The sequence below is a fragment of the Catenuloplanes nepalensis genome (genome assembly GCF_030811575.1).
GTDB classification, from domain to species: domain Bacteria; phylum Actinomycetota; class Actinomycetes; order Mycobacteriales; family Micromonosporaceae; genus Catenuloplanes; species Catenuloplanes nepalensis.
Genome location: NZ_JAUSRA010000001.1, coordinates 7848516 through 7874945 on the forward strand (window position 1 = coordinate 7848516; position 26430 = coordinate 7874945).

The 26430-nt window shown below is 71.4% G+C and carries 30 protein-coding genes and 3 tRNA genes; 19 read left to right on the forward strand and 14 right to left on the reverse strand.

Annotation, left to right across the window (positions count from 1 at the left end; translation table 11 throughout):
• Positions 1-12: 12 nt before the first annotated feature.
• From J2S43_RS33920 to J2S43_RS33955, 8 genes are all read left to right on the forward strand, one after another.
• On the forward strand, positions 13-678 hold the full coding sequence (locus tag J2S43_RS33920) for an NUDIX domain-containing protein (RefSeq protein ID WP_306836110.1): 666 nt from the start codon (positions 13-15) through the stop codon (positions 676-678).
• A complete protein-coding gene (locus J2S43_RS33925) occupies positions 678-2819 on the forward strand; it encodes a cell division protein FtsK (RefSeq protein WP_306836111.1) in 2142 nt (713 codons plus the stop codon). Before J2S43_RS33920 ends, J2S43_RS33925 begins: the two co-directional genes overlap by 1 nt.
• 136 nt (positions 2820-2955) lie before the next feature.
• Complete coding sequence (locus J2S43_RS33930; protein ID WP_306836113.1) at positions 2956-3228, forward strand: hypothetical protein; 273 nt, start codon at positions 2956-2958, stop codon at positions 3226-3228.
• The gene (locus tag J2S43_RS33935; RefSeq protein WP_306836115.1) at positions 3228-3569 is read left to right on the forward strand and encodes a hypothetical protein; all 342 of its coding nucleotides are present in this window, start codon (positions 3228-3230) and stop codon (positions 3567-3569) included. The genes J2S43_RS33930 and J2S43_RS33935 overlap by 1 nt, the downstream gene beginning before the upstream one ends.
• Positions 3569-5014: a bifunctional DNA primase/polymerase gene (locus J2S43_RS33940; RefSeq protein WP_306836119.1), complete on the forward strand. Its 1446-nt coding sequence runs from the start codon at positions 3569-3571 to the stop codon at positions 5012-5014. Before J2S43_RS33935 ends, J2S43_RS33940 begins: the two co-directional genes overlap by 1 nt.
• Complete coding sequence (locus J2S43_RS33945) at positions 5011-6249, forward strand: DUF3631 domain-containing protein (RefSeq protein WP_306836121.1); 1239 nt, start codon at positions 5011-5013, stop codon at positions 6247-6249. Before J2S43_RS33940 ends, J2S43_RS33945 begins: the two co-directional genes overlap by 4 nt.
• Before the next feature lie 327 nt (positions 6250-6576).
• Entirely contained in the window at positions 6577-6786 is a 210-nt protein-coding gene (locus tag J2S43_RS33950; protein WP_306836123.1) for a helix-turn-helix domain-containing protein, read from the forward strand.
• Between the two features lie 52 nt (positions 6787-6838).
• Complete coding sequence (locus tag J2S43_RS33955; protein WP_306836125.1) at positions 6839-8047, forward strand: tyrosine-type recombinase/integrase; 1209 nt, start codon at positions 6839-6841, stop codon at positions 8045-8047.
• Between the two features lie 111 nt (positions 8048-8158).
• Here the strand turns inward: J2S43_RS33955 and J2S43_RS33960 are convergent.
• From J2S43_RS33960 to J2S43_RS33970, 3 genes are all read right to left on the reverse strand, one after another.
• A tRNA-Phe gene (locus tag J2S43_RS33960) sits at positions 8159-8232 on the reverse strand.
• Positions 8233-8272: 40 nt separating this feature from the next.
• A tRNA-Asp gene (locus J2S43_RS33965) sits at positions 8273-8349 on the reverse strand.
• A gap of 57 nt (positions 8350-8406) precedes the next feature.
• Positions 8407-8479 (reverse strand) — tRNA-Glu (locus J2S43_RS33970).
• 189 nt (positions 8480-8668) lie between these two features.
• Here J2S43_RS33970 and J2S43_RS33975 point away from each other — a divergent pair.
• Complete coding sequence (locus J2S43_RS33975; RefSeq protein ID WP_306836126.1) at positions 8669-9910, forward strand: EAL and HDOD domain-containing protein; 1242 nt, start codon at positions 8669-8671, stop codon at positions 9908-9910.
• Here J2S43_RS33975 and J2S43_RS33980 read toward each other — a convergent pair.
• Genes J2S43_RS33980 through J2S43_RS33995 form a run of 4 tightly spaced genes read right to left on the reverse strand, consistent with a single transcriptional unit; the run spans position 9860 to position 13998 of the window.
• Entirely contained in the window at positions 9860-10855 is a 996-nt protein-coding gene (locus tag J2S43_RS33980) for a MerR family transcriptional regulator (protein WP_306836128.1), read from the reverse strand. The two genes, J2S43_RS33975 and J2S43_RS33980, sit on opposite strands and share 51 nt — an antisense overlap.
• Complete coding sequence (gene idi, locus J2S43_RS33985) at positions 10845-11435, reverse strand: isopentenyl-diphosphate Delta-isomerase (protein WP_306836130.1); 591 nt, start codon at positions 11433-11435, stop codon at positions 10845-10847. Before idi ends, J2S43_RS33980 begins: the two co-directional genes overlap by 11 nt.
• On the reverse strand, positions 11432-12916 hold the full coding sequence (gene crtI / locus J2S43_RS33990) for a phytoene desaturase family protein (RefSeq protein ID WP_306836131.1): 1485 nt from the start codon (positions 12914-12916) through the stop codon (positions 11432-11434). Before crtI ends, idi begins: the two co-directional genes overlap by 4 nt.
• A gap of 29 nt (positions 12917-12945) precedes the next feature.
• On the reverse strand, positions 12946-13998 hold the full coding sequence (locus tag J2S43_RS33995; RefSeq protein ID WP_306836133.1) for a polyprenyl synthetase family protein: 1053 nt from the start codon (positions 13996-13998) through the stop codon (positions 12946-12948).
• A 163-nt stretch (positions 13999-14161) separates the two neighbouring features.
• On the opposite strand from J2S43_RS33995, the gene J2S43_RS34000 reads away from it, so the two are divergent.
• The 7 genes from J2S43_RS34000 (at position 14162) to J2S43_RS34030 (ending at position 18811) form a co-directional block, all read left to right on the forward strand.
• Complete coding sequence (locus J2S43_RS34000) at positions 14162-15085, forward strand: phytoene/squalene synthase family protein (protein WP_306836135.1); 924 nt, start codon at positions 14162-14164, stop codon at positions 15083-15085.
• Entirely contained in the window at positions 15082-16416 is a 1335-nt protein-coding gene (locus tag J2S43_RS34005) for a cryptochrome/photolyase family protein (RefSeq protein ID WP_306836137.1), read from the forward strand. The genes J2S43_RS34000 and J2S43_RS34005 overlap by 4 nt, the downstream gene beginning before the upstream one ends.
• A gap of 310 nt (positions 16417-16726) precedes the next feature.
• Positions 16727-17041 carry an STAS domain-containing protein gene (locus J2S43_RS34010; RefSeq protein WP_306836140.1) on the forward strand — a complete coding sequence of 105 codons (315 nt, stop codon included), beginning with the start codon at positions 16727-16729 and terminating at the stop codon, positions 17039-17041.
• A complete protein-coding gene (locus tag J2S43_RS34015; RefSeq protein ID WP_306836142.1) occupies positions 17038-17871 on the forward strand; it encodes a PP2C family protein-serine/threonine phosphatase in 834 nt (277 codons plus the stop codon). The genes J2S43_RS34010 and J2S43_RS34015 overlap by 4 nt, the downstream gene beginning before the upstream one ends.
• Entirely contained in the window at positions 17864-18247 is a 384-nt protein-coding gene (locus tag J2S43_RS34020) for an ATP-binding protein (RefSeq protein WP_306836144.1), read from the forward strand. Before J2S43_RS34015 ends, J2S43_RS34020 begins: the two co-directional genes overlap by 8 nt.
• Before the next feature lie 96 nt (positions 18248-18343).
• Positions 18344-18577 (forward strand): hypothetical protein, encoded by a 234-nt coding sequence (locus J2S43_RS34025; protein ID WP_306836146.1) that lies wholly within the window; start codon positions 18344-18346, stop codon positions 18575-18577.
• 27 nt (positions 18578-18604) lie between these two features.
• Positions 18605-18811: a hypothetical protein gene (locus J2S43_RS34030; RefSeq protein ID WP_306836148.1), complete on the forward strand. Its 207-nt coding sequence runs from the start codon at positions 18605-18607 to the stop codon at positions 18809-18811.
• 45 nt (positions 18812-18856) lie between these two features.
• On the opposite strand, the gene J2S43_RS34035 is transcribed toward J2S43_RS34030, so the two are convergent.
• The 5 genes from J2S43_RS34035 to J2S43_RS34055 form a co-directional block, all read right to left on the reverse strand.
• Complete coding sequence (locus tag J2S43_RS34035) at positions 18857-19378, reverse strand: hypothetical protein (protein ID WP_306836150.1); 522 nt, start codon at positions 19376-19378, stop codon at positions 18857-18859.
• A gap of 8 nt (positions 19379-19386) precedes the next feature.
• Positions 19387-20004, reverse strand: a complete 618-nt coding sequence (locus J2S43_RS34040; protein WP_306836152.1) for a hypothetical protein — start codon at positions 20002-20004, stop codon at positions 19387-19389.
• A 206-nt stretch (positions 20005-20210) separates the two neighbouring features.
• Positions 20211-20888, reverse strand: a complete 678-nt coding sequence (locus J2S43_RS34045) for a DUF2786 domain-containing protein (protein WP_306836154.1) — start codon at positions 20886-20888, stop codon at positions 20211-20213.
• 3 nt (positions 20889-20891) lie between these two features.
• A complete protein-coding gene (locus J2S43_RS34050; protein ID WP_306836156.1) occupies positions 20892-21281 on the reverse strand; it encodes a hypothetical protein in 390 nt (129 codons plus the stop codon).
• Between the two features lie 98 nt (positions 21282-21379).
• Positions 21380-21781, reverse strand: a complete 402-nt coding sequence (locus tag J2S43_RS34055) for a PaaI family thioesterase (RefSeq protein ID WP_306836158.1) — start codon at positions 21779-21781, stop codon at positions 21380-21382.
• Between the two features lie 119 nt (positions 21782-21900).
• On the opposite strand from J2S43_RS34055, the gene J2S43_RS34060 reads away from it, so the two are divergent.
• From J2S43_RS34060 to J2S43_RS34070, 3 genes are all read left to right on the forward strand, one after another.
• Entirely contained in the window at positions 21901-23232 is a 1332-nt protein-coding gene (locus J2S43_RS34060) for an ABC transporter substrate-binding protein (protein WP_306836160.1), read from the forward strand.
• A gap of 124 nt (positions 23233-23356) precedes the next feature.
• Positions 23357-23932 carry a hypothetical protein gene (locus J2S43_RS34065; RefSeq protein ID WP_306836163.1) on the forward strand — a complete coding sequence of 192 codons (576 nt, stop codon included), beginning with the start codon at positions 23357-23359 and terminating at the stop codon, positions 23930-23932.
• A 168-nt stretch (positions 23933-24100) separates the two neighbouring features.
• On the forward strand, positions 24101-24349 hold the full coding sequence (locus tag J2S43_RS34070; RefSeq protein ID WP_306836165.1) for a hypothetical protein: 249 nt from the start codon (positions 24101-24103) through the stop codon (positions 24347-24349).
• 127 nt (positions 24350-24476) lie between these two features.
• Here the strand turns inward: J2S43_RS34070 and J2S43_RS34075 are convergent, their stop codons facing one another.
• Together J2S43_RS34075 and J2S43_RS34080 are read right to left on the reverse strand one after the other, a co-directional pair.
• Entirely contained in the window at positions 24477-25820 is a 1344-nt protein-coding gene (locus J2S43_RS34075) for a PrsW family intramembrane metalloprotease (RefSeq protein ID WP_306836167.1), read from the reverse strand.
• Positions 25817-26374, reverse strand: coding sequence for a hypothetical protein (locus J2S43_RS34080; protein WP_306839641.1), 558 nt, complete (start codon positions 26372-26374; stop codon positions 25817-25819). Before J2S43_RS34080 ends, J2S43_RS34075 begins: the two co-directional genes overlap by 4 nt.
• Positions 26375-26430: the final 56 nt, after the last annotated feature.

The window sequence follows — 26430 nt, forward strand, 5'->3', positions numbered from 1 at the left end:
AGGAGGCACGCCATGACGTTCGACCTGATCGAGTACACCGACCCGGCCGTGCTCACCGAGGGCGTGGCCGCCGGATGGGCCGAGCCGATCACCGACCCCACGGCCATCGACTGGACGGCCCGGCAGCGCGCCGCGCTGCTGCCGTTCGAGGTGACCAACGGCCGCCCGGTCAGCCCCGGCGGCCCGAACCGGATCAGCTACGGCCGCAACGGGTTCGGCCGGTGGGGTGAGAACCCCATGGCTGACGCCCTGGTCACCGCGACGTTCCACGATCACCTGTGGGTGCTGCTGGTCGAGCGCGGGGACGGTGCCGGTTGGGCGATGCCCGGCGGCTCGATCGACCCCGGCGAGACCCCGGCTGACGCGGCCGTGCGGGAGCTGGCCGAAGAGACCGGCCTGTACCTGCCCGACGCGACCTGGACCATCGACCGGCCGCGCTGGGTGCCCGACCCGCGCGGCAGCGCTGAGGCGTGGGCCGTCACCGTCGTCGCCCGCACCGACCTGGGCGGCCCGGAGCGTGTGCCCCAGGTGCGCGGGGCGGACGACGCCCGCCGCGCGTGCTGGCTCCCGGCCGACCCGGACATCCGTAATCGCGTCCTGGCCGTCTTCGCCGAGTCGTTCGGCTGGACCGGTCACACCTTCCCCGCTCACCGCGACGTGCTCAATGAGGTGGCCTGATGACCGACCGCGATCGAGACGACTTCGACTGGACGGCCGCTGAGGCGGAACTCAGCGGCGCCGACGTGGTGGACCTGGAGTCGGCCCGCGCCCGGCGCGCGACGACCGATCCGGGCAGCACGCACGTGGAGGTGGCGCTCGACGCCGAGCCGGAGCGAGGCGGAGCTCTGGTCGACCCGCCGCCGGCGTCCGGCCCGGCCGGGCGGGTGCCGATCGTGCCGGTCGGGTGGAACACCTGGCCGAACATCAAGCACAGCGCCCGGCAGGCAACCGCGGTCGGCATGTACCGGCTCGGCTTCCATGCGCTGCGGGTGCCCTGGTACGTGCTGCTGGCGCTGTTCTGGTCGCTGGTGGGCGTGTTCCGGCTGATCGGCCGCCAGATCAAATGGTGGTGGCTGACGGAGCAGCACGGGCTACGGCAGGCCGCCGCTGACGCCAACGATCCGCAGATGTGGCTCAAGCTGCATCGTGAGGTCAAGGCCACCCGCTCGTGGCGCGGCATCGTGTTACTCGCCGAGCTGCTGGTCGTCGCCATCGGCGGGCCGATCCTCTACGCCGCCGCGCCGTGGTGGGCGCTGGCCCTGGTCGTCGCCGGTGTGGTGGCGTTCCTGGCGCACGTCGGCCGCCCGGACGACCGGCCGATCATCACTCCGGCGACCGTCGCCGGCCGATTCCGGCGGATCAACCCGGACATCATCCTGCGGGCCTACTACGCGGCCGGTCTGGGGCATCCGGACAAGCCGCATCAGCAGATCGCGTTCGGGTCGACCATGGCCCGGGACCGGTCCGGGACCGGCTCTCAGGTGTCGATCGATCTGCCGTACGGCAAGACGTTCGACGACGCGGTGAAGGCGCGCGGCGCGATCGCGTCCGGCCTGGACGTGGCGATCTCTCAGGTGTTCATCACCCGCGATTCCAGCTCGCACCGCCGGCACACGCTGTGGGTGGCCGACCGGGACCCGCTGTCGGTCGGTGCCGGGCGTACGCCGCTGCTGCGGTGCAAGCCCACGGACATTTGGCAGCCTGCCCCGTTCGGCCTGGACGAGCGCGGCAACAAGGTGTGCGTGAACCTACTGTGGACGTCGATGCTGATCGGCGCACAGCCAAGGCAGGGCAAGACGTTCGCGGCCCGGTCGCTGGCGCTGTACGCGGCGCTGGACCCGTACGTAAAGCTGACCGTCTTCGACGGCGGCGGCAAGCCGGACTGGCGCCGGTTCGCGCTGGTCGCTGACCGGTACGCGTTCGGCCTGGCGATGACCCGCGATGGCGACCCGGCCGAAATCGTCCTGGACGGTCTGCGGGAGATCAAGGCCGACGTCCAGGACCGGTACGAGCGGCTGTCGAAGCTGCCCGTGGACGTCTGTCCGGAAGGCAAGCTCACCCGCGAGATCGCCCGTGACCCGAAGTACCGCATGCCGGTGCGCATGGTCGTGCTGGACGAGTTCCAGGAGTACTTCGACCTGGGCGACGTCTCCAAGGAGATCGCGTCTCTGCTGGTCTACCTGGTCAAGGTCGCCCCGGCGGCCGGGGTCATCTTCGTCGACGCCACGCAGCGCCCGTCCGGCGTCGGCACGGGGCAGGTCGCACAGCAGTTCATCTCCTACCGCGACAACCACCAGGTGCGGTTCTCGCTGCGCACCGGCTCGTGGCAGGTCTCCGACCTGGTGCTCGGCTCCGGCGCCTACTCCGAGGGCTACGACTCGTCCGCGCTGCTGCCGACGTACAAGGGCGTCGGCATCCTGCGCGGCGCGGCCGACGCCACGCCCACGGTCCGCACGTACCTCGCGGATCAGGAGGACGCCGAGAAAATCCTGATCGCCGCGCGCGGGCTGCGGGAGGCGGCCGGGACGCTGACCGGCATGGCCGCCGGAGAGGGCGTCGCGCGGATCTCCCGTGACGTGCTGGCCGACGTCCGGTCGATGTTCGAGGCGGCCGAGCGCGGCTTGCAGTGGGAGGACATCGCCGACCGGCTCGCCGGTCGGCTGCCGGAGCACTACGCGGACATCACCGCCGAGTCGATCTCTGCTCAGGTCCGCTCGTTCGGTGTACGGAGCGTAGACGTCAAGCGCGCCGGTAAGGCACTCAAGGGCGCCAAAGCCGACGACATCGACGCCGCGATCACCCGCCGCAAAGCCGCCTAACCGGTCGCGTCGTCTCCGCGACCGGTCGCGGCAACGCGACTCGATCCGCGACCGGCCTGGTCAGCACAGATATTGGCCGGTCGCGGGTCGCCCCGGCACCCCCACACGCTCGAAGACCGCCCCGGGAGGCATCACCGTGGCCCTGTACGCCGCAACCGCGACCCCCGAAACCAGCCTGGCCGGCGCGCTGATCGCCGTAGCCATGATCGCCACCCTCTGTTACGCGTTCGGGTGCTGGCTCTGGCCGTTCGGCGCATGCCGACGGTGCCACGGCACCGGCAAACGACGCTCTCCGTTCGGCCGCGCGTTCGCGCTCTGCCCGCGCTGCCACGGCGACGGACGCCGGCTGCGCATCGGCCGCCGCATCATCAACAGCCTCCGTGAGATCCACGACCGGGGCACCCGCTGATGGCCCGCACCATGGCCCGCTTCACCCGGGCCACCACGCCACACACCGGCTGGTGCACTGCCGACCACCGATGCGGCGTCAACCTGCACCAGGCGGAGGACATCATCGCGGACGGGCCACTCGGCGCGCGGGCTGTCGTCACCCGCGTCCGTGCCGCTGAGGTCGACTACGCCGACATTCGCATCCGCGTGCCGCTGCGCCACAGCGAGAGCATCGCGCGGCGGCAGCTCGACACCGCGCTGTCCGCGATCCGGGCACTGCTGGCCGCTGTGGCGGCCGTCCGGCCCGCGCCACTTCCCGGCGCGGTCGGCCGCCCGTCCATCGGCCGGCGAACGTTCTGATGACCGGCCGCTGGCTCGGCGCGAGCGCGGCCCTGGGCCGCGCCGTGCCGGTCGACGAGACGTATCCCCACATCTGCGGGCGGCCGACCAACGGCACGGCCAACAACTCGAACCTGCTCACGCACCGGGACTGCGCCGCATGCGCCATCAACCGCGGCCCGGCACGTCCCACCGCTCAACCTGCACAGGAGGACGTCGTGTCCGACCCTGCCCTGATGCTGCTGGCCGCGTACGCGCTGGCCGCTGAGGGACTGCCCGTGTTCTTCCTCGGGCGCACCAAACGCCCTGTCGCCAACTGCCCCAACTGCCCGAAAGGCGATCCGGACCACGATCCGGAAGCCTGCGAATGCCTTACCTGTCACGGCTTCTACGCCGCGTCCACCGACCCGGACCGCATCGCCGCGATGCGCGCGGCCGTGCCGCGCGGTCTGCTCGCGATCCGGACCGGCGGGCCGATCGCCGTGGTCGACATCGACCCGCGCAACGGCGGCCGGATCGTGCCCGAGCTGATGCCGGCAACCCGCGCCGTGCGGACCGGGAGCGACGGGTGGCACCTGTACTACGCCCACCCCGGCGGCGCCCTGGGCGCCAAGCTCCACGGGTATCCCGGCATCGACATCAAGGCCGATGGCGGCTACGTCGTCGCCCCACCGTCGATCCACCCCGGCACCGGGCGGCCGTACCGGTGGATCGGGGACCGGCCGGTCGCGGCCATGCCCCCGGCGCTGGCCGACGCGTGCAGGCCGACGTCGGAAGCGAACACATCCCGCCCGTTCCGCGTGCTGCTGACCGGCTCCCGAGCCTGGACCGATGCTGCGGGTATCACCGCCGTTCTGGATCGTTTGCTGCGTTGTCACGGTCCGGCGCTGACCGTCGTGCACGGGGCTTGCGTCCGTGGTGCCGACGCGATCGCCGAATCGTGGTGCCGGCGAAATCACGTAGCGGTCGAGCGGTACCCGGCCGACTGGAGCGCCGGCCGGCGCGCTGGACCGGCCCGCAACGCGGCGATGGTCGCCACCCGCCCGGATCTGTGCATTGCGTTCATCCGCGATGCCTCCCCTGGTGCCACCGGATGCGCGGATCTGGCCGAACAGAACGGTATCCCCACCTTGCGCGGCCCTCGACCACTCGACCTGCCGGACCGCCCGCACGCCACCGTCACGACGCTGCACGGCGGGCGGGGCATCTCATCTCCTGAGGCACTGCTCGAAGCGAACCTCAACGCCGTGCGCAACGCCCCGCGCGGCCAGCGCCGCACGCGCCTCTACGGCGCGGCCCGTGGCGTGGCGCGCATGGTCAAGGCCGGAGCGATCACCCACGCCGACGCGGTCAACGCGCTGACCGACGTCGGCCGGGAGATGGGCCAACCCGAGCGCGACATCCGCGCGGCCATCATCGGCGGGTTCCGCGCGGAATCCGTTGCCACCGAAGGGATTGCCGCATGAACCAGCCCAAGCGGACCGTGGACGGCGCGGCCCTACTCGACCGGCTACACGCCGCGCTCACCCGCTACGTCGTGCTCCCGTCCCCGGAAGCCACCGACGCGGTGGTGCTGTGGATCGCTGCCGCGCACGCGCAACCGGCGTGGGCGCACGCGCCCCGGCTGGTCATCCGCGCGCCGGAGAAGCGCTGCGGCAAGTCCCGGCTGCTCGACATCGTGGAAGGCACCACGCACAACCCGCTCATCACGGTCAACGCGTCCACGGCCGCCGTGTACCGGTCGATCGGCAGCGACGACCCGCCCACGCTGCTGGTCGACGAGGCCGACACGATCTTTGGCGGCAAGCAGGCAGAGGCGAACGAGGAACTGCGCGGGCTGCTCAACGCCGGGCACCAGCGCAATCGGCCCACGATCCGATGGGACAACGCCCGCAACAAGGTGGAGACCATCCCCACGTTCGCCATGGCCGCGCTGGCGGGCATCGGCCACATGCCCGACACCATCGAGGACCGGGCCGTCGTCATCCGCATGCGCCGCCGTGCCCCCGGCGAGACCGTCAGCCCGTACCGGCACCGCCGGGACGGCGCGGCCCTGCGCGCGCTGGCACAGGAACTCACCAGGTGGCTGCGCGCCAACCTGCAACGGCTGGAGCGCGCCGAGCCGGAAATGCCGTTGGAGGACCGGGCGGCCGACACGTGGGAGCCGCTGATCGCCGTGGCCGATCTCGCCGGGGGTGACTGGCCCGACCGGGGACGGCACGCGGCAGCGACTCTGACCGCTGAGCGGGACAGCAACACCGAATCCTCCGACCGCATCCGGCTGTTGGCCGACTGCCGGGCCGCGATCGGGGAGCACGGCGCGATCCCCACCGCCGTCCTGCTCGACCGGCTCAAAGCCGACCCCGACGCGCCCTGGGCGGAGTACGGCGGAACCGGCCTGACGCCAATCAAGCTCGGCGCGCTGCTGCGGGAGTACGACATCCGGCCCGAGACGATCCGGTTCGCGCCGCCGGTCGGCCAGGCCAAGGGCTACCGCACCGTGGCGTTCCTGGACGCCTGGAAGCGCTACACGCCGGAGGTCATCACCAACACGGCGGGAGAGCCGTACCAGCCGTACCAGCCGTCCCTGGGCAGCTCAGAGGCGGTACGGCTCGACAACGTGGTACGCCTCAAGCCGTACCAGGCACCGCTAGATGAGATGCCCCCGCCCCCGGACGCCGGTACCGCTGGTACGGCCTGACCCGTACCAGCCCGCAGACCCGTACCGCCCCTGACCTGCATTGATACGGCTGGTACGGCTGGTACGGCTCGGACGCCGGATCGGGACGTCCGAACGGACGGGTACCGAATGCGGGCCGCTGAGAGCCACCGAGACAGATCGACGCATGCCGCCATACCGGCCATTCCGAAATCTTGCCTCTACGGCGCTCTCAGCGGCTTGCTTTACGGCCATATGCGCCATTGACTATTCACCCCACGGCGAGAGGCCATCGGTTCCGATCGGCCATCACGGTTGCCGTGGGCACTCAGCACGCATCCCTCAGCACTGACCACGGGGAGAGACGGCATGAACCCGGACACCACGCCCATCACGTTGACGGTCGACCAGGCCGCCCGGCGGCTCGGAATTGGCCGAACTCTCATGTACGCGCTCGTTTCGAGCGGCGAGGTTGAATCCGTCACCATCGGTCGGCTTCGTCGCGTTCCCGTTCGCTGTCTTGACGATTACCTGAATCGACTTCTTGCCAACCCGACCGACATGCCGAATGCGGCTTGAGAGGAATTGAATGCCCCGCAAAAAGCGCACGGAGGGCACGCGTGCCCCGAACATGGCGGCCAGCATCTACCAGGGCAGCGACGGGCGCTGGCATGGCAGGGTGACGATGGGCGTCCGCGACGACGGACGCCCGGACCGCCGGCACGTGTCCGCCAAGACCGAAGCGGAGGTCACGCGCAAGGTCCGCGACCTAGAGAAGGACCGCGACGCCGGGCGTACCAAGCGGCCCGGCCGGGCCTGGACCGTCGAGAAGTGGCTAGATCACTGGCTGGAGAACATCGCGGCCGGGAGCGTGCGTCCCAAGACGTATGCCGGATATCAGACTGCGGTCCGGCGGCATCTCATTCCCGGACTCGGAGGTCACCGCACCGACCGCCTTCAGCCTGAGCACATCGAAAAGCTGTACGCGGCGATGCGCTCTCGCAACCTGAAGCCGGGAACCGTGCATCACACTCACCGCACGTTACGGACCGCCCTGAATGAGGCCGTCCGCCGTGGGCAGATTGTCAAAAATCCGGTTTTGGTGGCCAAGCCGCCCCGGTTGGAGGAGGAAGAGATAGAACCCCTCACCGTCATTGAAGCGCAACGCGTTCTCGCGGTTGCGGCGAAACAACGAAACGGGGCGCGCTACGCTATAGCGCTCTCCCTCGGTCTCCGCCAGGGCGAGGCGCTTGGGCTCCAATGGCGCGATGTGAATGAGGAGGCAAGCACGCTGGCCATTCGGCGCGCCCTTCAGCGTCACACATGGCGCCACGGATGTGCGGGAGAGTGCGGCAAGAAGCGTGGCGCGGATTGCCCTCAGCGCCACGGCGGCGGCCTGGCGATCGTCGACACCAAGTCGCGCGCGGGCCGCCGCGTCGTCGGTGTCCCCCAACCGCTCATGCAAGCGCTGATCGCGCACAAAGCGGCTCAGGACGCCGAGCGCGCGGCGGCTGGGGACCTGTGGCATGACGCGGACTGGGTGTTCGCTCAGTCGGGCGGGAAGCCGCTCGACCCGCGCGCCGACTACGAGGAATGGCGCGACCTACTCAAGGCAGCCGGGGTCCGCCCGGCCCGGCTGCACGATGCCCGGCACACGGCCGCAACGATGCTGCTGGTGTTGAAGGTCCCGACCCGCGCCGTGATGGACGTCATGGGATGGTCGAACGCGAGCATGGCCGGTCGCTACCAACACGTGCCGGCGGAGGTATTGAACGGGATCGCCGGTCAGGTCGGTGGGCTGCTCTGGGGCACCGAGGATGAGCCCAAAAAGGGAGGATGAGACCCGAACTGAGACCACAAGATCCACTAGCCGTGTGATCTAGCCGGAAACGAAAGGGCGCCGACCGGCTAAAGTGCTGGTCGGCGCTCGATAGCCCGGCGAAAGGCTATGTGGCCAGGGGCGGGGTCGAACCGCCGACCTTCCGATTTTCAGTCGGACGCTCGTACCAACTGAGCTACCTGGCCGTAACGCAGAACGCCGCGCTTTCGCACGGCGATTGCTGCGTGGCGGTCCTGACGGGACTTGAACCCGCGACCTCCGCCTTGACAGGGCGGCGAGCACTCCGACTGCTCCACAGGACCTTGCTGTCTTGCGTCTTGCTGGTCTTACCTTACAGTGCCCCGGCTCGGCCGGTGCCGTGCCCCCAACGGGATTCGAACCCGTGCTACCGCCTTGAAAGGGCGGCGTCCTGGGCCACTAGACGATGAGGGCGGCCCCGCTATCTTCGCACACGCTCTGCAGAACGTCTGCTTCGACTGCGGTGTCTTGCTCTCACCGGCCCCGCCGGAGGCATGAGAAGCATATGTCATGCCCCGCACCGCCTCCAAATCAGTATCCCCGCGCGGCGCCGGTGCCCGAATTATTCCGAAAAACAGAAGAGAAACGGGCACAATACTCACCATGAGTAATCAGCCCGGCACGGATGGCGATACTGCCCTGTCCGTGCACGTCGGGCGCCAGCCGATCTGGTCGGCCGAGCGGCGTCTGGTGGGCTACGAGCTGCTGTTCAGGGGCGGTCTGGGAGTGTCCGGGAGCTTTGCGACCAGCCAGGTCATCGTGAACGCGTTCACCGAGTTCGGGCTGGCGGAGATCGCGGGAGACCGGCTCTGCTTCATCAACATGACGCGGGAGTTCCTCACGGACGAGCTGCCGTTGCCGTTCGGGCCGGGGCAGGCGGTCCTGGAGGTGCTGGAGACCATCGAGGTCGACGAGGAACTGATCGCGGGCGTGCGGCGCCGGGCCGACCAGGGGTACGCGATCGCGCTCGACGACTTCCTGCTGGACACCGGGCACGAGCGCCTGATGGGGCTGGCCGACTACGTCAAGATCGACATCCTGAACACCGAACCGGACGAGTGCCGGCGGATCGCGGCGGCCTGCCGCGCGTACCCGGACATCTCGCTCCTGGCCGAGAAGGTGGAGACCGAGGAGCACCTCGCGCTCGCCGGGGAGCTGGGGTGCGGGCTGCTGCAGGGTTACCTGCTGGGACGGCCGCAGGTGCTCTCGGCACAGGCGCTGTCGCCGTCGAAGTTCAGCCGGATCCAGCTGATGGCGGCACTGCTCAAGCAGGACGTGGAGATCAACGAGATCGTGTCACTGGTCACACAGGATCCGGCGCTGTCCTTCCGGCTGCTGCGGGCCAGCAACTCGGTGGCGGCCGGGGTCACGAACCGGGTCTCCTCGGTGCACGAGGCGGTGGTGATGCTCGGGATCGCCCAGGTGCGCCAGTGGGTGGCCCTGATGGCGCTCAGCGACGTCTTCGACTCGACCGAGGGACCGGTGGACGCCGCGCTCTCCCGCGCCCGGATGTGCCAGCTGGTGGCGGCGGAGCTGGATCAGCCGATGGACGCGGCGTTCACGGTCGGGCTGCTGGACCGGGTGGCGGACCTGATCGACGTACCGTCGGATGAACTGGCCGGGCAGTTGCCGTTGTCCTCCGAGGTGTCGGCGGCGCTGGCGGACCAGACCGGCGGGCTGGGGCGGGTGCTGCGAACCGTGCGCGCCTACGAGAGCGGCGACCTCGACTCGATCCGGGCGACCGGCATCGACCCGAACCGGTTGACCAGCGCGTTCCTGGCCGCGGCGGGCTGGTCAACCAACGCGATCGACGCGCTCTACTCCGGTTCCGCTCCGCGTCAGTAGCGGCAGCACCAGCGCGACCGCGTCGTCGAGCGAGTTCGGTGCGGCGGTGCCGGCCGGCAGCGCGTGCCGGTCCCAGCCGGGCCCGGCCGCGATCAGCAGCATCGCGTGCCGCACGCCGGCCATGAGCGCGTGCAGTTGGGCGGCGCTGCCGGTGCTGGGCAGCTGCGACCAGAGCACCACGGCCAGCGGGGCGGTGCGGGCGACCGCGTCCGCGAGTGCCGCGGCCGGGACGCGCGCGCCGAGCAGGCGGCAGGCGGCGCCGCGTTCGGCGAGCGCGGCGGCGAGCGCCTCCAGCGGCAGGCTGTGCTGCTCCTCGTCGGCGCACGCCAGCAGCACCTGTGGTGACACTCCGTAGGCGACGGGCCGGGTCACCGTGCCGAGCGCCTCGGAGACGGACCGGGACAGCAGATGCTCGACCTCGACGTACCGGCCAGTCGCGGCGTACCGCTCACCGATGCCGACGAGCACCGGAACCAGCAGGTCGGACCAGGCCTGGATGACGCCCACCTCGGCGATGGACGACGTGATCAGCTCACGCATGGCGGGCGCGTCCAGCCGCATGGCCGCGGTCGCCAGCCCGCGTGCCGCGGGAGCTGCGTAACCGAGAGCGATCGAGTGACCGCCCCCGTGCCGAGCTTCAAAATCAAGATCATTTGAAGATACGGTGGACGCCTCCGACGGGCCGCGGGCACTTGCGGGCTCGACCCCGCCGGGAACGGGCGTACGCGACGCGAAGCGAGCCGCCTCCGCGGCCGGGACGCCCTCCGCCGTCAGCCGCCGCATCACCTCCAGCCGGGCGAGATCCTCCTCGGTGTACCGCCGGTGCCGTCCGCTCTCGTGCCGGCTCGGCCCCAGCCCGTACCGCTGATGCCAGGTGCGCAGTGTGGTGACCGCGATGCCCAGTCGCCGCGCGACCGCCCCCGCCGTCAGGCCGTCATCGCCCACCCGACCGCTCCGCGGCTGATATCGGCGCCCCGGCCGGGTCCCCGGCCTCGGCGAGCGCGAACAGTTGCTGGACCACCCCGGCGAACCAGGGCGCGAAGGAGTGCTCGTCGGCGAGCTCGGCACGCAGTGCGTCCGGCGCGACCCAGCGCAACTCCGCGACCTCGGCCGGGTCCGGCGCGACGGCCGCTCCGACCGGCAGGCGCCCGAGCAGCACGTGGTCGTACTCGTGCTCGACCCGGCCGGTCGCCGGGTCCTCCGCGTAGTACAGGTGCACGCCGATCTCGGTCAGCGGCAGCGGTGCGACACCCAACTCCTCGCCGAGCCGCCGGTTCGCCGACACGGACAGCGACTCGCCCGGCTCCGGGTGCCCGCAGCACGCGTTCGCCCAGCGCAGCGGGAAGCGGGTCTTCACGGCGGCCCGCTGCTGCAGCAGGATCCGGCCGTCGTCGTCCACCAGCAGCACCGAGAACGCGCGATGCAGCCGTCCCGGTGCGACGTGGGCGGCCGCGACCGTGGTGCTGCCCAGCGCGGTCCCGTCCTCCCCGCAGAGTTCGACGAGGTGTTCCTCACGTGCGGTCATACGGTGCTCCCGGTGATGCGCGCGGCGGCCAGCTTTCCAGAGATCAACACCATCGGCACACCGACGCCGGGCTGGGTGCCCGAGCCGGCGAACACGACGTTACCTATCGAGGGGTGCAGGTTGTGCGGCCGGAACGGGCCGGTCTGCAGCAGGTTGTGCGCGGCCGCGAACGGGGTGCCGGCCGCCATCCCCTGGTCCGCCCAGTCCTCGGGCGTGATCGTACGCAGTACCTCCACGCCGTCCCGGAAGCCGATGTAGCCGCGCTCCTCCAGCGTGCCGAGCAGCTGGTCCGCGTAGCGGTCACCGAGCCCGCCCCGCCAGTCGAGCGGGCCGCGCTCCAGGTTGGGCACCGGGGCCAACACGTAGTAGCTCTGCCTGCCGGCCGGCGCTGCGGACGGATCGTCCATGCTCGGGTTGCAGACCAGCAGCGACGGGTCGGTCATCAGCTCGCCGCGCCGGATCACCTCGTCGAACGTACCCCGCCAGCTCCGCCCGAAGTGGATGTTGTGGTGTGCGATCTTGGAGTAGGCCCGGTCGGAGCCGATGTGCAGCACCACGCAGGACGGCGAGTAGCGCAGCCGCCGGCGGTAGGTCCCCGAGGGCAGCAGGTCCCGGTAGGCGACCGGCAGGTCCGGGTTGAGCACGAACGCGTCCGCCGCGATCCGCTCGCCGTCCGTGGTGATCACCGCGGCGGCCCGGCCGTTGACCGTCTCGATGCGCGAGACCGTGGTGTTGTAGCGGATCTCCACGCCGTGCTTCTCGGCCGCCGCCGCCATGCCGCGCGGGACCGCGTGGATGCCGCCCTTGGGGAAGTAGACGCCGGCCACCGAGTCCAGGTACGCGATGACCGCGTAGATGGCGAGCGCGTCGTGCGGGGACATCCCGGCGTACATCGCCTGGAACGAGAAGACGCGCTGGGTCCGCGGGTCCTTCAGGAACTGGTTGACCTTGGGCTGCAACCGCCGCATGGCGCCGGTCCCGAGCAGCTTGAGCATGCCCAGGTTGACCAGGTCGAGCGGGGTGTCGAGGTTGCGGTCGATGAAGTCGTCGCGCTCCAGTTCCCACAGGTTGCGGGCGAAGTCGACGAAGCGCAGGTAGCCGTCGGCCTCGCGCGGCCCGCAGACCCGGGAGATCTCCGCGGCCATCCGCACCGTGTCCGCGATCACGTCCAGCTGCGAGCCGTCCGGGTAGAACGCGCGGTAAGCCGGGTCGAGCGGGGTGAGTTCCACCCAGTCGGACAGCTCCTCACCCACCGCGGCCAGCGGCTCGGCGATCAGCTCCGGCATGGTGAGCACGGTCGGCCCGGTGTCGAACGTGTAGCCGTCGACGTCCAGCCGCCCGGCCCGGCCGCCCGGGACCGGCTCGCGCTCCACGATGGTCACCCGCCGGCCCGCACCCGCGAGGTGCAGCGCTGCCGCGAGACCGCCCAGCCCCGCGCCGACGACCACCACGTGATCAGTGGCCCCGCTCACCGTACGCATTCGTGACCTTCCGCTCCGCTGTTTGACTATCATGCCTGGCGCTGGGTGGCGGTGATCGCCAGCCCGGTCAGGATCTCGCGTGCCGCGTCGTCGATCGGGGCGCGGCCCAACGCGTACAGTGCCGCGGCCACCCGCTCCTCGATCATCTTTTCCACTCGTTCGGGTGCACCGGTCTCCGCCACCACCTGGGCCTTGCGTGTCACGTCCGCGGTGCTGTCCAGCTCGGCGAGCTGCGCCGTGGAGGCCAGCTCGCGCGCCAGCATCAGCAGCGCGGTCGGCTTCCCGGCCGCCAGGTCGTCGCCGGCCGGCTTGCCGGTGACCGACGGCTGACCGTAGACGCCGAGCAGGTCGTCGCGCAGCTGGAACGCCTCGCCGACGGCCAGACCGTAGCCGCTGTAGGCATCCGTCACGGCCCGCGTCCGCCCACCGAAGCGCGTCCCGGCCAGTGTAAGTCCGAAGTGGAGCGGACGGAGCACGGTGTAACCGGCGGTCTTGTGCCGGGCCACCTTCAGCGCCCGCGCCACCGACCAGCTGCCCGGCTCCGACTCGCCGAGCACGTCCAGGTACTGCCCGGCGACCGCCTCTATCCGCATCTGGTCGTAGCAGCGGCGGGTGGCGAGCAGCACGTCCGCGTCCACGTCCGCGGTGCCGAGCAGCCGGTCCGCCCAGACCAGGCAGAGGTCGCCGATCAGCACGGCCGAGGCCTCGCCGAACCGGGCGGGCTCGCCGCGACGGCCGGCCGCGACGTGCTGCGCCTCGAAGACCCGGTGCACCGTCGGGCGGCCACGCCGGGTGTCCGAGGCGTCCATCACGTCGTCGTGGACCAGCGCGAACGTGTGCAGCAGCTCCAGCGCGGCGAGCGCGGGCAGCACCGCGTCGGCGCGCGGCTCCATGCCGGTCACGCCGCGCCAGCCCCAGTAGGCGAACGTGGGGCGCAGCCGCTTGCCGCCGGCCAGCACGCTGTCGCGCGCGGCCCGGGCGAAACCGCCGAGCGCCGGGTCGATCTCGTCCAGCGCGGCGATCTCCCGGGCGAGGAAGTCGGCGAGGGTGCCCTCGACCGCCTCGATCAGATTCAGCGGCATGGTGTGTACCGAGGGTTCATCTGCTTGATCCTGAGGGGGGACGGGCGGCTTACCCAGCGCGTATGGAGCGAGCGTGTCGTTGGCCACGCCAGCGACGGTACTCTACGATCGTAGTTGCGTCGATTGCTGAGTCGCTTTGAGCACACAAAGTTTAGGAGCGGGCATGGACCTGGCAGAGAGTTACGCACGCTGCCGCGATCTGCACCGGGAGCACGGCCGCACCTATTACCTGGCCACGCGGCTGTTACCCGGCTGGAAGCGCCGTCACGTGCACGCGCTCTACGGCTTCACCCGGCACGCGGACGAGATAGTCGACCGCACCGAGAGCCTGCCGCCGCAGCGCCGGGCCGAGCTGCTGAACGAGTGGTCCGAGCGGTTCCTGGCCGGGCTGCGCGGCGAGCCGGTCGACGACCCGCTGCTGCCCGCGGTGCTGCACACGATCGCGGTCTTCGACCTGGACCTGACGGACTTCGACTCGTTCCTGAAGAGCATGGCCATGGACCTGACCGTCACGCGCTACCCGACGTACGACGACCTCCTGGAATACATGGAGGGCTCGGCCGCCGTGATCGGCACGATGATGCTGCCGATCCTCGGGACCGACGACGTGGCCGCCGCGCGGGAGCCGGCCCGCCAGCTGGGCTTAGCGTTTCAGCTGACCAACTTCATCCGGGACGTGTCGGAGGATCTGGACCGCGGCCGCGTCTACCTGCCCGAGGCCGACCTCGCCCGGTTCGGCCTGAGCGTGGACGACCTCCAGGCGTGCAAGGACCGCGGCTCCACCACGCCCGAGGTGGCCGCGCTGATCGAGTTCGAGACCGCCCGCGCGCAGGAGCACTACGCGGCCGCGGCGGCCGGCGTCACCATGCTCGCCCCGGCGTCGCAGGCCTGCATCCGCACCGCGTACCTGCTCTACGGCGGCATCCTGGACGAGGTCGCGGCAGCGCGGTACGACGTCTTCGAGCGCCGCGCCACCGTGCCGAACCGGCGCCGCGCCTCCGTGGCCGGCCGCGCGCTGCTCACCGCGACCGGCACCGCCGTGCCGGTGCCCGGGCCGCGACTCGACCGCGAGGCGATCCTGGCATGAAGACCGCCGTCGTCCTCTTCACCCGCGACCTGCGGCTGCACGACCATCCCGCGCTCGCGGCCGCCACCACGAACGCGGAGCACGTGGTGCCGCTGTTCGTGCTGGACCCGGCGCTGCTCGGCCGCTCCGCCAACCGCGACCGCTTCCTCCACCAGGCCCTCGCCGACCTGCGCGACGGGCTGAAGGAGCGCGGCGCGAACCTGGTGGTGCGGCGCGGCGACACGGTGGCCGAGACGATCGCGGTGGCCCGGCAGGTGGAGGCGGACGGCATCGCGCTCTCCCACGACGTGACCCGCTTCGCCACCCGGCGGCAGGACCGGCTGCGCGCGGAGGCGGAGCGGCACCGGATGTCGCTGCGCCTGTTCCCCGGCGTGACGGTGCTGGCACCCGGCGAGGTCCGGCCCGGCGGTGGCGGCACGAACTATCGTGTCTTCTCACCATATTTCCGAGCATGGGAGGCGGCGCGGTGGCGGGACGAGGTTGCCGCACCGCGGAATGTCGCCCTGCCGGCCGGCGCGGAGAAGCTCGGCATCGCACTGCCGGAGCCGCCTGAGGGTGAATCGCCGCACGCGGCCGCGGGCGGTGAGACCGAGGGCCGCCGCCGGTTGCGGAACTGGCTGCACCGGATCGACGCCTACGACGACCAGCACGACGCGATGGCCGACGACGACACCTCGCGGCTCTCCGCGTACCTCCGCTTCGGTTGTCTGTCCCCGCTCGCGGTCGCGGAGGCGGCCCGGAGGAAGGGTGGCCCCGGCGCCGCCGCCTTCGTCCGTCAGCTCTGCTGGCGGGACTTCTACTACCAGGTCACGGCCGGGTTCCAGGACATCGCCCGGGTGCCGATGCGCCCGGCCGGTGACAGGAACTGGCGGTACGACGACGCGCACGCGCTGGAGGCCTGGCAGACCGGCCACACCGGCATTCCGATCGTGGACGCGGGCATGCGGCAGCTGCGGGCCGAGGGCTGGATGCACAACCGGGCCCGCCTGATCACCGCGGCGCTGCTCACCAAGCACCTGCGCCTGGACTGGCGGGCGGGCCAGGACTGGTTCTTCCGGTGGCTGATCGACGGCGACGTGCCCAACAACTCCGGCAACTGGCAGTGGGTGGCCGGGACCGGCAACGACACCCGCCCGCACCGCCGCTTCAACCCCATCAGGCAGGCCCAGCGGTACGACCCGGAGGGCGACTACGTCCGCCGCTACGTGCCCGAGCTGGCCGGCATCCCGGGCGCGGACGTGCACATGCCCTGGCGCCTCGACGACTTCAAGGGTCTCGACTACCCGCCACCGCTGGAGTCCCACGGCGACGAAGCGGTCTGGCTCCGATAGCGACCCCACGCGAGGCGCGGGCGACCGGAGAAGGCGGTGCGACGACCATGGGTAGGGCGCCGGTCCCCGTCGGGACCGGCGCCCTGGTTACGCGACCTGCGGACAAGGGGGGTTCCGCGGGTGGCGCCGGCCGGGCGGTGGATCGACGGTCACGGGCACCAGCCCTGCCCGTCCGTCGCGCTCCGTCTTGCCGTGCCCTCTGTATCGGTAGCCCGACCGGGCGACCAAGGGAATCCCGATCCGTCTTTCGTGTGACCGCCGACCGCCGCCGGCGAGAGGAGAATGTCCAGGTCAGCGAGGGAGGTCGGGGATGGAACCGGTATCGGTGTCGGCGGACTCGCAACGTGCGCTCGGCGTGACGCTCGCGGGCGAGATCGACTTCAGTAACGCGGCCGGCGTCCTGGAGACGATCCGCACCGAGGTCGACACGAGACGGCCGCCCGCGGTCCGCGTCGACCTGGCCGCGGTCACGTTCCTGGACAGCTCCGGCATCGGCGTGCTGGTCGACGTGATGAAGCTGGCGCACGCCCGGCACGCGGAGTTCCGGGTGGAGCACCCGAGCCCGAAGGTGCACGACCAGCTGCGGATGACCGGCCTGCTCGCCGCGTTCGGCCTGGACACATGAGCCACCCGCCGCCTCCACCGCCGGGCCTGAACCCTCCGCCACCGGGCTGGCACGACCGGCTGGCGGAGGTCGAATCGCAGCTGGCCGCGGAGCACCGGCTCGCCGCCGAGCTGCAGCACATCCTGCTCCCGATCCCGGCCACGCCGGTCGACCTGGGCGCGCTGCGGGTCGCGGTCCGCTATCTGCCGGCCGAGCGGGCGAACCGGGTCGGCGGCGACTGGTTCCACGCGGCCGAGGCACCGGACGGCTCGGTGGTGCTGGCGGTCGGCGACGTCGCCGGGCACGGTCTCGGCGCGGCCGCCACCATGGCCCAGGTACGGCACGCGCTGGCCACGCTGCTGATCACGACCACCACCGCGCCCGCCGAGCTGCTCGCCCACCTCAACCACGTGCTGCTCGCGGCCGGCGCGGACACCCGTACCGTCACCGCGGTCGTCGCCCGGTACGACGCCACGACCGGCACGCTCACCTGGGCGCAGGCCGGCCACCCCCCGCCGCTGCACGCCCGGGGCGGCCGCACGATCGAGCTGGACCGCCCGTCCGGCCCGCTGCTCGGCGCGTTCCGCGAGCCCTGTTACGGCACCGCCGTCACCGCGCTGGACGCGCACGACCTGCTGGTCTTCTACACGGACGGCCTGGTCGAGCACCGCCGGCACAGCCTCGCCGAGGGCCTGGCACCGGTGGTCGAGACGCTCGACCGGATCTCCGGCGCGCGCGGCCCGGCGCCGCTCAGCGACCTGCTGGCCCAGCTGCCACCGGCCAACCCGGAGGACGACACCTGCATCCTCGCGGTCCGTCTGCTCGCCAGGGACGTGATCGGCGGTGCCTGAGCCGCTGCGGGCCGACTTCACGCTCGCGACGCTGACCGGGCTGCGCCGCGCGGTGGAACGGCACGCCGCGCGGTGCGGGTTGCGCGGCGTGCCGCTCTACCGGTTCGTGGTCGCGGCGCACGAGGTCGCGGTGAACGCGGTCCGGCACGGCGGCGGCAGCGGGCGCCTGGAGCTGTGGCGGTCCGGGTCCGCGCTCTACTGCCGGATCACCGATGACGGCGGCGGTGGCCTGAGCGGCCCGATCCGCTGCCCGCCGCCGGACGCCGCGTCCGGCCGGGGCATGTGGCTGGCCCGGAACGGAACCGACTCCCTGCTCGTCCACTCGGGCGGGTCGGGCACCGCGGTCACCCTGCTGGCCCATCTGACCCCTGCCTGATCAGGCGATTCATCCGGAAAGGCCTCCCTTCATCACAGTTCGCAGTGGACACTGGAGGCACGGATCGCCGCTCGGACCGCATCCAGGGAGCTCGCCATGACCCAGCCCATTCCACCGGACTTCGTCGCCCCCGAGATCCACGCCGCCGTCCCCGCCGCCCGGTTGCGCGCCGTCCGACCGCACGCCGGTGTCCTGCCCGGCGTCGTCCCCGGCTCCGTCCCGGCCGCGCCGGTCTCGCACCCGCTCGCCGTCCCGGCACCGGCCGCGCCGCTCTCGCACCCGCCGCTCGCCGTCACCGGATGGCCCGGTGCCAACCGACCGCACCCCTAAATACCGAAAAAAGGGTAAAAAGGGGGCATGGCCTCTGCAATCGCGGTGATCGTCGTCGTAGCCCTGCTCGCGGTGATCGCCAACCTGAAGGGCCGCCTGTGGCTGGCCGTCGTCCTGGTCGCCGTGCTGGGGGCGCTGGCCAGCAACACCCCGGGCCCGCTCGGCGCCTACGCCGACCGCGGCGCGAAGTGGGTCCTCTCCATCCCCGGCAAGCTCGGCGGCCTCCTCGACTGAGCTTTCGCCGACCGGCGCGGCCGGACCGTGGTCCCGCCGCACCGGTCAGAGCGAGGTGGCCTTGACCTTCCAGCTGCTGGTGAAGGGGGCGCCCTGGCAGTGGTCACCGGCGTCGCCGTGCAGCGCCACGGCGCCGAGCAGGCGTAGGGTGCGTTCCGAGCCGGCCGGGATGACGACGGTGTCGTACTCGGCGCCGTCGGTGATGGAGACCTGCTCGTCCGCGTTCAGGAAGCGGCCGCAGGCGTCCTGCACGCCGTCGTCGACGAAGCGCAGCTCCGCGTTGCTGATGCTGGTGTTCGAGACCTGCACCGCGATCTCGTTGTCGTTGCGCACCGGGATGACGATGTCGGCCGCGTGCTTGTCGCCGGGCCAGAGGCCGGTCTCCTCGCCCGCGTAGTCGGTCGCGGGCGTGCCGACCGCCAGCGGGCGGAGGCTCTGCGCGGAACCGGTGATCGACCCGCTGGAGACCGTGGTGTTGAACGCGGCGTAGGCGATGCCGCCGGTCAGCACGGCCGCGACGGCCAGGCCGACCGCGACCAGCGCCACCTGTCTGTCGGTCTTACCCATGACGTCTCCTATGGAGTCGCGGCCGGCGAAGCAGACGGCGCGCCGGTGCTCTCCAACGACGGACCGGCCACCGGCGGCACCGCGGGTGCCGGTGCGGTGGTCGCCTCGGTCGCGCCCCGAGCCGGCTCACCGGCCGGGGCAGGGTCACCGGCCGGGGCCGGGCCACCGGCGGGAACCGGCTCGCCGGCCGGCGCCGGACCGGGCGGCGGCGGCGCCGCGGGCACCTGCTCGGGCGCGGTCGCGGGCGGGCTGACCGGCACCGCGGCCGGCGAGGACTCGGTCAGCGGCGTGGCCGTCACGGATGCGAGCGGCGTCGGCGTCCCGGTCGCGCCGGGCGAAACCGCCACGGTCGCGCCGGGCGAGACCGCCACGGTCGCGATCGGGACCGCGCCGGGCGAGCCGCTGGTGTGCACGGCCACACCGATGCGGGGTGTGTCCCCGCTCGGCGTCACGGTCACGCCGTCCACGCTGACCTCGGTGGTGGTGGACCAGCCCGCCGCGGCGACCGCGACGCTGCCCATGCCGATCATCGCCATCAGGCCGGTCGCCGCGAGGACCACGGCCGGCAGGCGCTGTTCCTGCCAGAGCCGGCTGTCCACCATGCGGCGGTACGCGTTGGCAGGCACGTCTCCGCTCCCCCGTCGAAAGATCAAGTCGGATTTCCTATGCCACAATCCTCCCCTAGCGGGCGTACCGCCGACCCTAATAAAACGGATTTAAACGGACAATTAATGTCTTCTCTCCGGCACCGGACGGCTCACGGACGTGAGCGATCGACCGACCCTGAACGGGGTACATCGCTCGATTTCCCGGAAAGCCGGCGCGGACTGCGCTAATCCGCGATCGACGAGACGCCGCCGAGGTCGGCCCGGGTCCCGGCCACGTAGCCCTGCCGCATGCCACCCCCGGCGAGCCGCCGGCGGCTCGCGGTCCGCAGCTGCGGGTACATCTCGGACACCCGTGCCTCGACCCGGTGCGAGCGGTCGACCAGCACCAGGTCGGTGGACGTCCCGGCCTCGGCCGCGGCGAACGCCTCCGCCTGGCGCAGCCGCCCGGCGATCGCGGCGCTGAACCCGGCCAGCCAGGAGCGGCGGAACGCGGCCGTGTTCTCCCACGGCGGGACCGGCGCGGCCGCCATCCCGTGCGCGGCCTGCACCAGCAGCGAGGTGTAGAGCAGTTCGGCGCGTTCCAGGTCACTGCCGAACCCGAAGAGGTGCATGGCCCAGGCGTCGCGGTCCCGGCGGCGCACCGAGCGGCAGCGCAGCGCGCCGGCCACGCCCGCGAGCAGACCGGCCTTGTCCAGCGCGTACGGCGGGTGCAGCACCACCACGCGGTCACCGACCAGGTCGGTGCCGGGCTCGCGGGCGGCCAGCAGCGCGCGGTCGACGCCGTACTTCGCGATCAGGTCGGCGGCCTTGGCCGTGAACGCCTCCGCCTCGGCCTGCGTGCACGCCGGGTCCTCGGCCTTCGCCAGCAGCTTGCGGACCTTCGCGAGGATCTGGTCGGACATGGGTTAGGCGGCGCGCCTCTTCAGCGTGGCGACCGCGGAACCGGCCAGCGTGAGCAGGCAGTCCGGCAGCTGGCCGTCCGCGAGCGCGGCACCGAAGAGCGCCTCACCGGTGGGCATGTCCGAGTTCGCGTAGGCGCTGACGAACCGGGCCACCCAGCGCGCGTCATAGTCCGCCTGGTCGATGCCGGGGAAGTCCAATGTCCACGCTCCAGCGGGGACATCCACGCCGACCATCGCGGCGGCGAGGCACCAGGCCAGGTTGTAGGCCCCCTCCACACCGTCCCGGTCGACCACGGCATCGAACGTGCCGACGACCGCATCGCTGTCACCCGCGAGCGCGAGGTGAAGCACCTGCGCCGCGTCGTCGAGCGACTCCGATGGAAGGTCCGTCACGTCCGGAAGCCTATGCCGGACCGTCAAGGGTGCGGGACGGGATGCCCCAGGAAGGCACATTTGCTTAAGTAGCCCTCAAAGACGCGCATCTGCGGCGATCAGGGACGGCGCAGCTGGCAGGTGATACGGGCCGTGCACACACGGTCACCGGACTCGTCAGTGATAATGATCTCATAAGTCGCTATGGACACGCCCCGGAAGACAGGTATAGCGACTCCGGTGACCATGCCCTCGCGTACCCCCTTGTGGTGGGTGGCATTGATATCCACCCCCACGGCGGTCGGCCGGCCGACCGTCGCGCCGTGCGCCTGAGCGCCCAGCGAGCCCAGCGTCTCGGCCAGCACGCAGGACGCCCCGCCATGGAGCAGGCCATATGGCTGGGTGTTCCCCTCGACCCGCATGGTGCCGGTCACGCGATCGGCGGACACCTCCGCGATGGAGATTCCCATCAGGCGCACAAGATCACCCGGCTCGGCGAACCCATCGACAAGATCAACCATTGCCGGCCCTCACCTTCAGTGACATTACCGCCGAGTTGGATTGTGCTCTCAGCGTCATCGGCAAAGCGTTCAAAGCGCGCTAATGTGCCGAGCGGCGACCTTGGGAGGAGGAACTCCATATGCGCATCCGACGTGGCACGGTCATCGCCGCTGCCTGCGCGGCTCTGTTAGCGGGAGTGACGGCGTGCGGTTCGACCGAGGGATCCTCGGAGGGCAACGAGACCGGCGGGCCAATCCAGCTGTACGGCACAGACGGTAACATGATCAGTTCCTTCGGTGACGAGTTCGATCAGCCCGGAGCGCTGCGCGGCATGAAGGGCACCACGCCGCTGGCCCCGCTGACCGACGACTTCAAGAACCGGCTCAAGGGAGTCAATCCGGAACTCGGCGACTACGTCTACTCCGGAGAGACCTACGACGCGGTGGTGATGAGCGCGATCGCGGCGGAACTCGCCGGGTCGACCGCGCCGGCCGCGATCGCCGCCCAGCTCATCGGCGTCACCAGCGGCGGCACGCCGTGCGACACCGCGAAGACCTGCCTGGCACTCGCCGCGGCCGGCACCGACCTGGTGTATCGCGGTGTCTCGATGCGCACCGGCGGCTTCACCGACCTCGGCGAGCCGTCCGTGGCCAGCTTCGCCACGCTCCACTTCGACGACCAGGACCAGCTGGACGACGGAAAGATGGAGTTCGTCAACGCCGGGGACGAGGCGCAGGCCTCGACGAAGTCGGCACCGCCCGGTGCGCGCCCGTCCGGCGCGGCCGCGTCCGGCGCGCCACTGAAGATCGGCGGCCTGCTGCCGAAGACCGGTGACCTGAAGCTCGCCTACCCGCCGATGGCGGCCGGTGCGGCGCTGGCGATCCGCGAGGTCAACGCGGCCGGCGGCGTGCTCGGCGAGGACGTGGCCTTCGTCGAGGGCGACGACGGCACCGACCCGGAGGTCGCCAAGGCGACCGTCGCCTCGCACATCGCGGCCGGCGTGCACGTGATCCTGGGAGCGGGCGCATCCGGCGTCTCCACCGCCGTGCTGCCGCAGGTCAAGGCGGCCGGGCTGATCCTCTTCTCGCCGTGCAACACGGCGGCGAGCCTGAGCGGCGCGGACGACGACGGGCTGTACTTCCGGACCGCACCGCCGGACGTCATGCAGGGCGCCGCGCTCGGCGACGTGATCCTGCGGGACGGGCCCGAGCGGATCGCGATCGTGGCGCGCGACGACGAGTACGGCAGCGGCCTCGAGGAGAACCTGCGGGCCGCGCTGGACCGCTCCGGCGTCTCGGCGGAGAACATGCTGGCGCTGACGTACGACCACGAGGCCGAGACGATCGACTTCGCCGGCGGGGCCGAAGAGGTCAAGAAGTTCAAACCGGACGCGCTGGTACTGATCGGCTTCGCCGAGTCCGCCGACGTGATCAAGGCGCTACTCTCCGCCGGCGTCGAGTTCAAACACTGACCGTTGAGCCAGGGCGGGCCTGGCACATTTCCGGGATGTCCCTTCGCGGCGCGACCTCGTAAGTTTCATCTCAGCAACCGCGAGGTGCAGCGAACTTGAGTAGCCGCGAAGGGATATCACGGACATGAGCAGCGACTTCACCGCCGACGACACCACCATCCCGGCCGACACCACCGACGAGGGCCTCGGGCTGAACGACTCCGGCCTGAACGAGACCGGCCTCGACGACCCGGCCGCCGCCGCTCCGATCGACACCGACACCGACACCGACACCGACCTCGCGGACGACGAGGGCGTGCTGATGGTCGAGCAGACGCTGGACGGCGCCACGAACGTCTACATGGACAGCGACGGCGACGGCTTCGCCGACCTGGTCGTGTCGGACCTCGACAGCGACGGCGTCGCGGACGTCATCTCCGCGGACAGCGACGCCGACGGCCGGATCGACACCGCGCTCTACGACATCGACGGCGACGGCGTGATCGACGCGGGCGTCCAGGACACCAACGCGGACGGCGTCGCGGACGTCTTCATGAGCGACACCAACGCCGACGGCTCGCCCGACGTGGTCGAGGTCGACGAGGACTACGACGGCACCGTCGACTACACGGTCCGCGACACCGACTTCGACGGCAACGCCGACGAGGTCGTGATCCCGGTCGCGCCGAACACCCCGGTCAACCCGTACGCGGCCGGCTGAACCCGGACCACCGCACGAAGACTGGCGGGCGCCGACGCTGGGTAGTAGACGGCCCGCGTGGATTTATCGGCACGCGGGTCGCGCGAGACGCGCGATCGGCCCTACGGTGAACCAGCGCTGCACCACGATTCAGCGCCCCCTCGAACGCCTTCGGGAAGGATGCCCGCCATGACCGAGCCGCAAGAGACCGTCGAGACGCGCGGCGACGACCGGGTCGACCTGCTCGCCGCCGACACCGACGGCGACGGCCGGCCCGACGTCTGGGTGGCCGACACCGACGGGGACGGCAAGGCCGACCTCTTCCAGTTCGACACCGACCACGACGGCAAGGTCGACATCACCATGGTCGACCTCGACGAGGACGGCACGCCGGACACCGTCGTCGACGGCGACGGCGGCCACCCGCCGACTGTGTAGCTGGTCGTCACTCCGCTCCTCCGGGCACGGGCCCTCTCGGGCCCGTGCGCGGCGGTCGCTTCACGGTCGTCTCACGGCGACTACTCAAGATCCAGGCGTCCTGTCGGACGGCCTGGATCTTTTGTTGTCAGCGTCCGCCGAGGGCGGAGATGGCCGCCCAGACGATCATCATGAGCATGCCGACCGCGCCGGCCGCGGTGAAGACGCCGCGGACGGTGCCGCCGCGTTCCTCCGGCGCCCTCGCCTCCGGGTGGCCCAGCCGCTTCAGCCGCGCCCGCTGTGCGCGCACCTCCCGCTTCCAGCGCATCACGTCCGCGGTCTCGCCCCCGCCCGGAGGGCCGAGCGAACCGTCGCCAGTCCGGCCGAGCGAGTCGTCGCCGTTCGCCCGGCTGAGTGACACCGCCAGGTGAGCCTGTGCTTGCTGCAGGCGGCGCACCACGCGTCGTCCCCGGATGCCGGCCCGGCCGAAGGCGTAGCCGCGCGCGGCCGCCCGCCGTGTGCCGGAGCCGAGCGCGCGCAGCTCCGCCTCGGTGGCGATCTCCGGGTCGCCCAGATCGGCCAGCAGCGACACGTAGTAGTCGGCCTCGCGGCCGTGGGCGGCGCGCACCACGTACGCGATCAGCAGCAGCGGTGGGATGCCCTTGATCACCAGGATCAGCAGCACGCCGAGCGCGCCCTCCACCGGCCCGTCCAGAAGTATCGGCGTGTTCCACAGGAAGTGGCAGGCCCAGGAGCCGGCGAACGCGAGCAGCGCGATGCCGGCCCGGCGCGTCAGCCGCCGGTCCGTGCGCACCACCAGATAGCCGACGCCGACGCCGGCGAGCGCGCCGAACAGCGTGTGGCTCCACAGCCCGGCCAGGAAGCCGCGCAGGAAGAACGTGATCACGACCGGCGAGACACGGTCGCCCTGGCCCTCCACCGCGACCGCGTTGACCGCGAAGACCACGTCCTCCGCGACCTGGAAGCCGAGCCCGACCATCGCGCCGTAGACCGCGCCGTCCAGCGGGCTGTTCACCTGCGCGGCCGCGACCAGCACGATCGCGAAGACGCCGAGCACCTTGACGGTCTCCTCGACGGTCGGTCCCGCGATCGCGGCACCCCAGTCCGCGGCGAACTCCGGCGAGACCAGCTTGGCCAGCACGTTGTGCAGCGCGCCGGCACCGGGGATCGCGACCGAGGTCGCCACCAGCGCGCCCCAGGCGAACGCGGTGGCCAGCAGCGTGGGCGGTTCACGTTCCAGGAAGTCCAGACCACCCACGAAGATCCAGAAAGGTACGGCGTAGAGCGCGAACAGCACGACCGCGACCACGGTGGCGACCGGGTAGATCGTGACCGACTCGCGCAGGAACACGGCCATCCGCACCGCGCCGACCGCCAGCAGCAGCGCGAGCACCCAGAACGCGGGCATCAGCAGCGCGCCCCGGCTCAGCGCGCCCTCCGGTGTCGGCAGGACCTCGTTGGCGCCGCTCACTCCGCACCCCGGACGGTTATGGATCTTGTGGAGGTGTCGATGACGGCACGCGCGGCGGACAACTGCGGATCGGTGCCGCTGACCGTGACCTCGATGGAGCGTTCGCCGGCCAGGAAGACCGCGTACCGGCCGCCGCGGCCCGGTGCGCTGTAGCCGCCGGCCAGCCCGAGCAACTGCCCGTCCGCGGTGGCGATGCTGGCCTCCCGCCCGACCACCTGGTAACCCCGGTTGGCGGCGATCTTGCGGCGCAGCTTGTCGGCCGCGTCCGGCAGACCGCCGTCGAAGGGCTGGACCACCACCGCGTACCGAATCGGGCCGACCAGGAAGAGCACGGTGCCGCGGTCGTCGGACGGGCGGGTCTTCGTCACGTCCAGCAGTGCGCCGGGCGGCGGGATCACGGTGACGCCGCCGCCCACGTGGTAGGGCACGTCGTCCGGAAGGGCCTGTGTGGAGTCGAGAGACCGGTCCAGCGCGGGCAGGCCGAAGGCGAGCAGCCCGAGCACGAGCACGATGGCGCCGCTGCCGAGCCCGTTCCGCAGCAGCCGACGCCACATTCCCACATATAGACGCTAACGGTTGTGGTGACGATTCGTGGCCTCCTTCTCACGGA